Below are 9,463 nucleotides of genomic sequence, written 5' to 3'. Positions count from 1 at the left end.
TGGGCAGCAAGTCGCCTATCGACGGCGTTCCGGTAGTTTTCGTCTCGGCAGGGACGATCGTCGTCAAGGAATGGCTCTTCCGGCGGACGCGACTCGTAGCGGCGCGCTGCCGCAGCGCTGCGCTGCAGGGCAAAGCGTGGGATCATCGCGCCGATGTGGCGGTCTCGAGCGTAGTTCTGGCTGGCGGCGTGGGAACTATCGCCGGCTGGTCGAACGCCGATGCCGTTGCTGGGATAGTGGTCGGCGGAGTCGTCTTTAGCGTCGGGGTGAAACTTCTTTTCGAGATTCTGGTAGAACTTTCCGAAGGTTCGGCGGGAGCAGCGGTCGAAGCCCGGATCGATGCCATACTAAAAGAGATTCCCGAAATTCGCGGCTGGCACCGGCTTCGCATCCGCCGCATCGGTCGGGAACTCTTGATGGACGTCCATATCATGCTCGACGCCAGTCTCACCATCGAAGCCGGGCACCACATCGTCCGCCGGATCGAGCGAACCCTGTCAGAGGGGATGGACTGGCCGCTCCATACCGTGATTCACATCGATCCCGACAACGAAGAAATCCGCAACAAGCGGCGGGCGTTGGGGGACACCACACTGCGAGGAACAGGCTGACGATACTGCAACGGAACTATCTACTGGCACTTGAGACAGCCACCTCGATCTGCTCTGTGGCGCTAATGGCGACGGATGCCGGGCAGGGGGATCCGACTGCAGCCCTCATCTCGGTTGCGTCCGAAAGGCGACACAATGAGGTCCTGCCCGGGCTGGTGCGGGCGGTTCTGGATCAGGCTGCTGCCGATTGGTCGTCCGTCCGGGTCATAGCGGTTTCGATTGGGCCGGGCTCGTTCACGGGGCTGCGGGTAGGTCTCTCATATGCCAAGGGTGCGGCCCTCGGACTCGGCATCCCTATCGTTCCGGTTGAGACCCTCGAAGCGCTGGCTTACGAATATCTCCTCTTGAATAGTGTCGCCGCTGGTCGGCATCTTATGGAGGGAGTGCTGCCGCTTGTCCCCGCACGGCGGGGCGAGTCTTTTGGGCAGGAGTTCCGCCTAACGGGCGAAGGCGTCGAACCAGTCAGCGTTCCGGGCTTGATGGATGCGTCCCAGGTATTGAATTCCACTTCCTCGGGTCGGGTCGCGTTTGGGGAGGGCTTCGAGCACCTGGGCATTGGCGGTGACGAGCGCCCGGTGGCCGCCTCGGCGCGGGCGGTAGGTCGGCTGGCGCAGCGCAGACTGGTGAATGTTGGCATGCCGTCACTGGATGCGGCCGGTATCGAGATGCTCGAGCCGCACTATCTGAAGGAGTTCACGGTTTTGAAGGCACCGTTCGCCTGATGGATCTCTTCCGCATCGGGTTCCTCACGGTCACCCTGATCGACCTGTTCGACGTGGTCGCCGTTGCGGTCGTCTTCTATCAGGTCTGGCTCATCATGCGCGGCACCCGCGCGACGCAGATGTTTGCGGGGCTGCTGTTACTGCTCATCACCGGGTCGCTGGCACAACTGATCGGCATGAGCGGTATGACCTGGCTGATCCAATCGATCGGTGCGGTCTGGGTAATTGCATTCGTTATCCTCTTTCAACCCGAACTGCGGCGTATGCTTGTCAAGATCGGGCAGTTTGGGCTGCTCAGAACGCTCTTTCGAACCGGCGAGCAGCGTGTTGCGGCGCAGGTCGCCAAGGCAGCGGTGGAACTATCGAGCCGCCGTTTTGGAGCCTTGATGGTGATTCAGCGGACGACAGGCGTGCGCGGTGTCGTCGAGACCGGTGTCTCGCTGGGCGCTGAACTCTCGTGGGAGTTTCTCGTTTCGATCTTTTATCCCCGCACACCGCTTCACGACGGAGCGGTGATCGTAAGCGGCGACACGGTCGTCGCGGCGCGCTGCATCCTTCCTCTCGCACAAAATCCCCCCGCCGACAGTTCCTATGGCACCCGCCATCGCGCCGCGCTGGGAATCTCGGAAGAGGTCGATGCCGTTGCGGTAGTCGTATCTGAAGAGACGGGGGCGATATCGGTCGCCGAGGGAGGCCGATTCATCGGACGCAATCTCGATGAAGAGCAATTGAAGACCCTGCTGAGCGAACTTCTCTTTCCCGGGATGGCACAGTCCCGTGCCTCTGCAATGAAGTCCCAACCCGCCGCCACCACCCCGGTTTGAATCTCACGCTTCATTTAGGCCGGTTTTCGTGGGCTGTCGCGACCCGACTCCTGCCGCTGGTCAACGGACTTGCCTTCATCCTCTTCGTCATCCCAGCGCTTCCGGTTGAAGAATTCGGGAGATACTCGATCATCTTCGCTATCGCCAGTCAGGTCATTTTCGTCAATAAGACGCTGATCCTGAATCCGATGATCAAGTTTGCCTCCGAACCGGGGCGTCACGAAGCGATGGCACGGACGGGTTTTGGCCTTAACGCACTCTTCTATCTTGCGGCGGGACTGCTGCTGATTCTGGTCGCGCCGCTGCTGGGGGGGATGCTGAAAGTCGAGCGCAGCGATATCTATCTGGCGGCAGCGTTCCTGCCACTCTTCTTCCTGCGCGATTGGTCGTTTTGTGTGCATCAGACCCTCTACCGGATGAAGCATCTCTTTCTGCTCGACGCGATCTACTACCTCGGCTCGGCGGGGGGCTACTTTTATCTTCGTCAAACGAATGCCATGCAGAGCGCGCTCGATCCTTTGCTGGTCAACTTCATAGCCGCGCTGGCGTCGAGTCTGGCGGTTGTGCCATTGGGAGGACTAACCAATCTGCTGCGACGGATCGCGTGGGGCGAAGCCAAAGAACTGCTCCGCTACGGGGTCCTGACGCTCGGCATTGGACTCTCAAGCAGCCTGGTTTATGGTGCCGATCTGCTGTTATTGGGAGCGATTTATAACCCGGCTATCGTCGGCGTTTACGGCGGAGCGAAGAACATCTATCGTGTCGTATCGGCGCTTACGGCGGCGATGGGGGTGTTGGTGATGCCTTATGCATCGCGGCTGGCAGCGACGGGAAACCGGGCCGAGTTGGGAGCGCTCTTCGAGAAGGCTACCGCCTATGTGGTGATCGGACTGGGAGGCTTCGCGATGCTGATGATGCTCGCGGCGGAGCCGTTCTTTCGTCTTTTCATGGGAGCGTCATACCTTGAGGCTGCGCCGCTGCTCAGAATCATGATGCTGGCAGCGCCATTCGAGGGGCTGTTCAACGTAACCGGAACGATCCTCTATGGCATAGGCGCGGCGGGCGCGGTGGCTGCAGTCTCGGGCGTTAGCCTAATGGTGATGGCGATTCTGCTTCCCGCCGGAGTCTATTTCTACGCCGGATATGGCGCCGCGATAGCGCTTGCAGCAACGTTGGCTACCGCCGGACTGTTGATGTTCCGACGGGGACGGCAGGAGTTCGACAGTCCAGTCAGTGCCATCGTCCGGCGGCTGCTGCAGACGGCAGGACATTTCCTCGCCCGGAAGGCGTAATGAGCGCGGCGGACCAGCCAGCGGTCGGCGCGGTCGTCGTAGCCCACAACAGCATTCGTGACATCGGCGAATGCCTGACGTCGCTTGAAGCCCAGTCGCACCCGATTCGGACCATCGTCGTCGTCGATAACGGCTCGATGGACGGCACGGCCGACCTTGTGGAACGCGATTATCAGAGCATTTTGCTCATCCGGACGACAAATATCGGCTTTGCCGCGGGTAACAACCTCGGCATCCGGCACCTTTCAGCGGACTGGATCCTGACTCTTAATCCCGACGCGAAACTGGCACCGGATTGGATTCGGCACCTGCTTGATTTTGCTGCAGATCATCCGCGCGCGGGCGCCTTGGGGGGAGTTCTCCTTAGATGGGACGATGCCGGCGATGAGGTCGTGGACTCAACCGGGATTGAGATCTTTGCGAGCCGGCGGGTGCGGGATCGCCACTTCGGAGCGCTTCGTTCAGGGCTGCCAAACGAACCGGGGCGGGTCTTCGGCATCTGTGCAGCTGCTGCGCTCTACCGTCGTGAGACACTTGAAGAAACGGCCGTCCCGGACGGCATCTTCCCGGAACGGTTCTTCAGTTACTACGAAGATGCCGATCTGGCCTGGCGTATCTGGAGGCATAACCGGGAGGCGTGGTTCGTTCCGACGGCGGTAGGATGGCACCGGCGAGGCGGGTCGTCGTCATCGTCGCACTTCTCGCGCTACCTGACGCACCGCAACCGCTACTACCTCATCGCCCGGAACGACCGGTGGCGGGACATCTTCCCGCATATTGGGCCGATCCTATTGCACGAGTTGGTGATGCTGCTAAGAATGATAAGGCACCCGTTACTAATTAAGGCCGTTGTCGAAGTTCTTGCCAGCGCCAAAATACTCACACGGGAGAGGCGTGAGTTCCTACCGGAAGTTAGTCCCCCTTTTCAGCGCGGCATCGGATTCAGTGCGACGTCCTGGCAATCCGCCATTTTGGCGCGTCAAAAAAATCACCGGCTTCGGTGACCTGCATCACCACACCCGCACGAAGCGGCGTCGATATTCTATTCGAATGCGGTGGTTTGGAACCGGAGGACCCGGCATAGACCCGGACAGATGCCGCGCGCACCCGCCGACCAACGTCGCATAGAGGGCTGCTCCCAGAGGGGCAGCCCTCGCTTTTTTGGGGTGTGATGACTGAATGACGACACCTGATCGAAGTTAATGATACGGGCGGACGCCCTCGTCCGCTCGCATCACATCTCCCTGTCACATGCCGGACGAGGGCGTCCGACGTGCACGAGTCGAGTCTTTTAACAGACTCAATATGACCTTTCACAACACCCTGCATAGGGTGTATATTGAGAACTACAGAGAAGGCGTCCCGTTGCAAACATTTGGAGTGAGGATGCCCTCGGCTCTTGCACTCGTCTCCACGACACGCCGGACGAGGGCGTCCGGCATGCACAAATCCGGGTCACGGCTCCTCTTCATTCATAGATCCACGTTCAGTTGGAAGCCTATCTTTTCGATCAGATCCTCCACGCCGCCGTCGAGGTCGGCACATCGGATATTCATATCAAGGTCGGCCAGCCCTTTATGGTGCGGTCGCGGGGCGAGATGGTGGCCGGCACCGACGAGCCGCTCGAAGGCGAAGACGTGGAGCGGATTGTCCGGCGGGTGCTCGAACAATCAGCCAGCCCGGTCGCGCTCCAGCACCTCTCGCAACTTGAGATGCTGACCGACTTCGACACTTCGTTCTCGCTGTCGGGAACGGGGCGTTTCCGGGTCAACATTGCCCGCCAGCGTGGGACGCTCACCCTTACGATGCGGGTCATTCCGGACAGCATTCGCTCGATCGACGACCTCCTCTTACCAGAGGTTTTAAAGGAGATCGCCGCCGAGCCGCGCGGGATGGTGCTGATTACCGGGACGACCGGCAGTGGCAAGTCCACCACCCTCGCGGCGCTGCTCAATCAAATCAACAACAACTTCCGGCGCAAGATCGTTACGATCGAGGATCCGATCGAGTTCCTCCTGCGCGACAATATGTCCTACATTACCCAGCGCGAGGTCGGCAACGACACCGGCACCTTTAGTGCGGCGCTGCGGGCATCGCTTCGGCAGGATCCGGACGTCATCATGGTCGGCGAACTTCGCGACCGGGAGACGGTCGAGATTGGGCTTAAGGCAGCCGAAACCGGGCACTCGGTCTTCAGCACTCTCCACACTTCCGATGCCGAGGGGACGATCATTCGCATTCTTGGCGTCTTCGATCCAGGCGAGCAGCCGGGGCTTAGGCTGCGCCTTTCGGAGACGATCCGGGCGATCATATCCCAGCGGCTCGTTCCCCGCTCGGACCGGGAAGGCCGGATTGCAGCGCTCGAGGTGATGCGTATGACCGGGGCTATCCAGGAGCGGATCGCGACTGCGGACAGCCGCGGCTTCACCGACCTGATCGAGCAGGGCGCCAACCCCTACCGGATGCAGACCTTCGACCAGCACCTGACAGCCCTCTACAAACAGGAGATCATCACCTTTGAGACCGGGATGGAGTTCGCGACCAGCCCGACCAATTTCAAGAGGAACCTGATGTTCGAGAGCCGGTAGGCTCGCCAGTGGATCGGATTATCATCATCATTATCATTGACTTGAAATTGAATCAACAGTTGAAATGTGCCTCGCAGGATATTGACAATGGCTATTGACTTGCTTATACTAAATAATCATTAAGGCGTCTCGGGCAACTTACCTCGCGCTGCATCCCGCCCTCACCTGTCCCGGGGACCGTTTCATCGCTCCTCCCAACCATCCTGACAGGAGTTCACCATGCTGTTGCGCACCCTTTTCACACTACTCGCAGCCGGACTTATGCTGCTTGCATCTGCTGTTTCTCCTGCAACCGCGGCCGTCACGGCCGAGCCTATAGGGTTCATCGTGGCCTTGGAGGAGGGGGACACATTGGTTCAAACACTGACGCTTCGGAACGAGGATGACGCGGCCGCGGTATTCGAGATCACACTCGATGAGCCGGAAGAGAATGTTGATCGTCGGGGTGGGCCCCGTCGGGATCAGCCGGAGGGACGTGGCATACTCATACAGAATGTCTGCGGGTGGAGCAACTGGAACTTCGAGCAGTATTTCTCAGCCATCGACGGGCTACGATACAGCCGTTACCGACAGTGGAACGAGGTCGCCAACGTCGATTTCAACGAGTTTGACTTCATGTGGATAGGCAATTATGAGCCCGACGCGTGGGTGGCGGCCTACAACGAAAACTTTGCCCGCATCGAGGAGTTTGTTGACCGAGGCGGTGCGCTCTATCGACCCTGCGGAACCAATAACCATAATACCCGACCCCGTCTACCCGGAGGATTGACCTACACTTGGGGACAGGTCCAGGGCGACCAATCACAGAACAACTGCCCGCTTCAACTCAATCCTGAAGACAACTTCCTGATCGACTACATGAACCGCAACGATCAGATCCAGCGAAACTGGTGGCGTCGCGGGGCTGAGTTGGTTGGCAACGGGAACGCACATGGGGTCTTCTTGCAACAGAACATCGACCGGATGGAGGGCGTGGATTGGGTTGAGGTGATGGCGATTGGCAATCCTGTTCGCGAACCAATCATCATTACCTATAAGTTTGGCCGGGGACGAGTGGTTGCTTCTACGACGGTCGATGGATTCCTTCACAACAATCCTAATCAGTACCAATGGGGGCGTACCGGGGTCGGGATGATTTGGTATCTTGATCATTTGGCCAAGCCCGGCTGGCTGGAAGTCCAGCCTGATGAAGGCGAGATAGCAGCAGGTGAGTCTGCTGAACTGGAGCTGATTTTTGTTTCGACCGGACTTGAAGATGGCACTACTGAATTGATTCTAAGTGTTCTGCAGGAGGGCATTGACGCACCGGTGGCGCAGATGTCCTGCGTCCTAACCGTTCAATCGCCCGTGGCAGCGATTGCCGGTCTGGTAACCGATGAAGCCACCGGCGATGCTATGCCGGATGTCCAGGTAGAACTGGACCGTTACATTATCCAGCGCCCAACGGACGAGGAAGGCGCGTACGACTTCGCCGACCTGCCTCTGGGCGCTTACGAACTGACCTTCAGCGCGCCGGACTACCTGACCACCACCCGCGAGGTTAACCTCGAGGACGACGACGTCGAACTGAATGTCGCCATGCTCCACTCGACCGCCGATCCCGACGTCGGAGAGGAAGGCATCTTCGCCCAACTCGAGCCCGACAACACCCTCGACCTCGACTTCAACGTCGCCAATAACGGCAACGGGCCGCTCAGTTACCGCGTCGAACGCCGGCTCCTCGGCGACGCCAACGCCGAGCCCTGGACCATCCGCCGTTCCCTCAACGTCGGTGCGGCCCTCAACGACGACCGCATCGAAGGCGCGCTCTTCATCGGCGACAACTTCTACCTCGCCGGCGCCGCCGCCGCCGATCCCAACACCATCTACATCCTCGACCGCGACGGCGATCTGGTAGACCGTTACAATCAAGCCGGCAACAGCCAGTATGGCTACAAAGACCTCGAATGGGACGGGGAACTGATCTGGGGGTCGGGCGAAGCAGCCGTCTTCGGATTCACCCCCGGGGGCGACCTGGAGGTGCAGTTTGCGGGGCCTTACAACCCAAACCAGTCGATTGCCTGGGACTCGGACCGGAACTGTCTCTGGATCGGCTCGTTAAGCCAGAACGACATCATCGCCTACGACCGGGAGGGTAACCGGACCGGTGCGCGGCTGAACCGGCGGGGACTTCGGACTTACGGGATGGGCTACTGGCCGGACGATCCGGACGGTTATCCGCTCTACATAATGCATAGTCCGGGGGCGGACAACATCCAGGTTCACAAGATGAATCCGGCGAACGGGGACACGCTGCCGGTTCGGCGCTTGCAGTATCCTGCGGGGGGGACTCCGACGGGGGTTTCGATCACCAACCAGTATGACGTCTATAGTTGGGTCTTTCTGACGGTGGCGAGCGTTTCGGTCAATGCGGGTCGGGATCGTCTCGACATCTACCAGTTGGACGCCCGCAAGGACTGGTTTGGGGTGGAACCGGTATCGGGGGTGATCGAAGCGGGGGATGCGCAGCGATTCGATGTTCATTTGTCGTCGGTCGGTTTGCCGTTGGTGGACTTTGAGGGGGAGTTGGTCTTTCTGCACGATGGTGTTGGTGGCGAGACGCACGTTCCGGTGACGTTGTCGGTGGTCGAGGGACGGGTTCGGACGTTTCGGAATGTGAGTTTGGTGCGGGGGTGGAATTTGATGTCGGTGAATCTTCAGCCGGAGGATGCGGCGGTGGAGGCGGTCGTTCGTCCGCTGGTGGAAGCGGGGTTGCTCGACCTTATGAAGGATGGGTCGGGACATTTTTATCGACCTCGTGCGGGCTTCAACAACATCCCGGACTGGGAGTCTTGGCAGGGCTATTGGTTGAAGTTGAATGGACCGGCGGTTTTGCGTGTGGAGGGGGAGTCGGTGTTGGCGGAGGACGGGATAGCGCTGGGAGAGGGTTGGAACATGGTGGCTTATTATCCTCGTCGATCGGTGAATGCGGTGGTGGCGTTGTCGGGGGTGATGGAGGGATTGCTGGTGGCGAAGGACGGGCTGGGGAATTTCTATGTTCCGGCCTGGGCGTATAGCAATATGGGTAACATGGGTGAGGGACGGGGCTACCAGTTGAAGATGGAGGAGGGGATGGAGTTAGTTTACCGGACGCAGCAGGGCGGCGGGCGTTTGGATGTTGTGGAGGGTCGGTCGGCGTATCGTGTGGGGGCTGTACCGCGGGTTGAGCCGACGGGTCGGAACATGAGTTTATTGTTGCGGACGGGGTCTTACGCGGGTGTGGTGGGGGTCTATTCGGGGGGGTTGTTGGTGGGGACGGGGTATGCGGAGGGTGGGATGTGCGGGGTCGCGGTCTGGGGTGACGATCCGTTGACGACGGCGGTTGAGGGTGCGATGGAGGGTGGTGAGTTGACGGTAGTCGGGTATGGGTCACCGGTGGTGGAGTGT

Annotated in this window: 7 protein-coding genes; all 7 read left to right on the top strand. The window is 59.8% G+C overall.

Annotation, left to right across the window (positions count from 1 at the left end):
• Nucleotides 1–611: cation diffusion facilitator family transporter (locus FJY67_09855; protein MBM3329756.1), on the top strand; the 611-nt coding region annotated here is incomplete at its 5' end.
• A gap of 56 nt (nucleotides 612–667) precedes the next feature.
• Nucleotides 668–1,333 (top strand): tRNA (adenosine(37)-N6)-threonylcarbamoyltransferase complex dimerization subunit type 1 TsaB, encoded by a 666-nt coding sequence (gene tsaB / locus FJY67_09850; GenBank protein MBM3329755.1) that lies wholly within the window; start codon nucleotides 668–670, stop codon nucleotides 1,331–1,333.
• Nucleotides 1,333–2,157 (top strand): TIGR00159 family protein, encoded by an 825-nt coding sequence (locus FJY67_09845; GenBank protein ID MBM3329754.1) that lies wholly within the window; start codon nucleotides 1,333–1,335, stop codon nucleotides 2,155–2,157. Before tsaB ends, FJY67_09845 begins: the two co-directional genes overlap by 1 nt.
• Nucleotides 2,154–3,449: a hypothetical protein gene (locus tag FJY67_09840; GenBank protein MBM3329753.1), complete on the top strand. Its 1,296-nt coding sequence runs from the start codon at nucleotides 2,154–2,156 to the stop codon at nucleotides 3,447–3,449. The genes FJY67_09845 and FJY67_09840 overlap by 4 nt, the downstream gene beginning before the upstream one ends.
• Nucleotides 3,449–4,453 carry a glycosyltransferase family 2 protein gene (locus tag FJY67_09835; protein MBM3329752.1) on the top strand — a complete coding sequence of 335 codons (1,005 nt, stop codon included), beginning with the start codon at nucleotides 3,449–3,451 and terminating at the stop codon, nucleotides 4,451–4,453. The genes FJY67_09840 and FJY67_09835 overlap by 1 nt, the downstream gene beginning before the upstream one ends.
• Nucleotides 4,454–4,927: 474 nt before the next feature.
• Entirely contained in the window at nucleotides 4,928–6,037 is a 1,110-nt protein-coding gene (locus FJY67_09830) for a PilT/PilU family type 4a pilus ATPase (GenBank protein MBM3329751.1), read from the top strand.
• A gap of 219 nt (nucleotides 6,038–6,256) precedes the next feature.
• Nucleotides 6,257–9,463, top strand: a 3,207-nt coding sequence (locus FJY67_09825) for a hypothetical protein (protein MBM3329750.1), incomplete at its 3' end; no start/stop codon positions are given.

This window comes from Calditrichota bacterium (assembly GCA_016867835.1).
Taxonomy (GTDB): domain Bacteria; phylum Electryoneota; class AABM5-125-24; order Hatepunaeales; family Hatepunaeaceae; genus VGIQ01.
The sequence above is the reverse complement of the archived record's forward strand: the minus strand, read 5'-3'. Positions and strand labels throughout refer to the sequence as shown.

Coding starts and splice junctions, on each gene's coding strand:
- FJY67_09845 (MBM3329754.1), top strand. CDS start 1,333: ATGGATCTCTTCCGCATCGGGTTCCTCACGGTCACCCTGATCGACCTG.
- FJY67_09835 (MBM3329752.1), top strand. CDS start 3,449: ATGAGCGCGGCGGACCAGCCAGCGGTCGGCGCGGTCGTCGTAGCCCAC.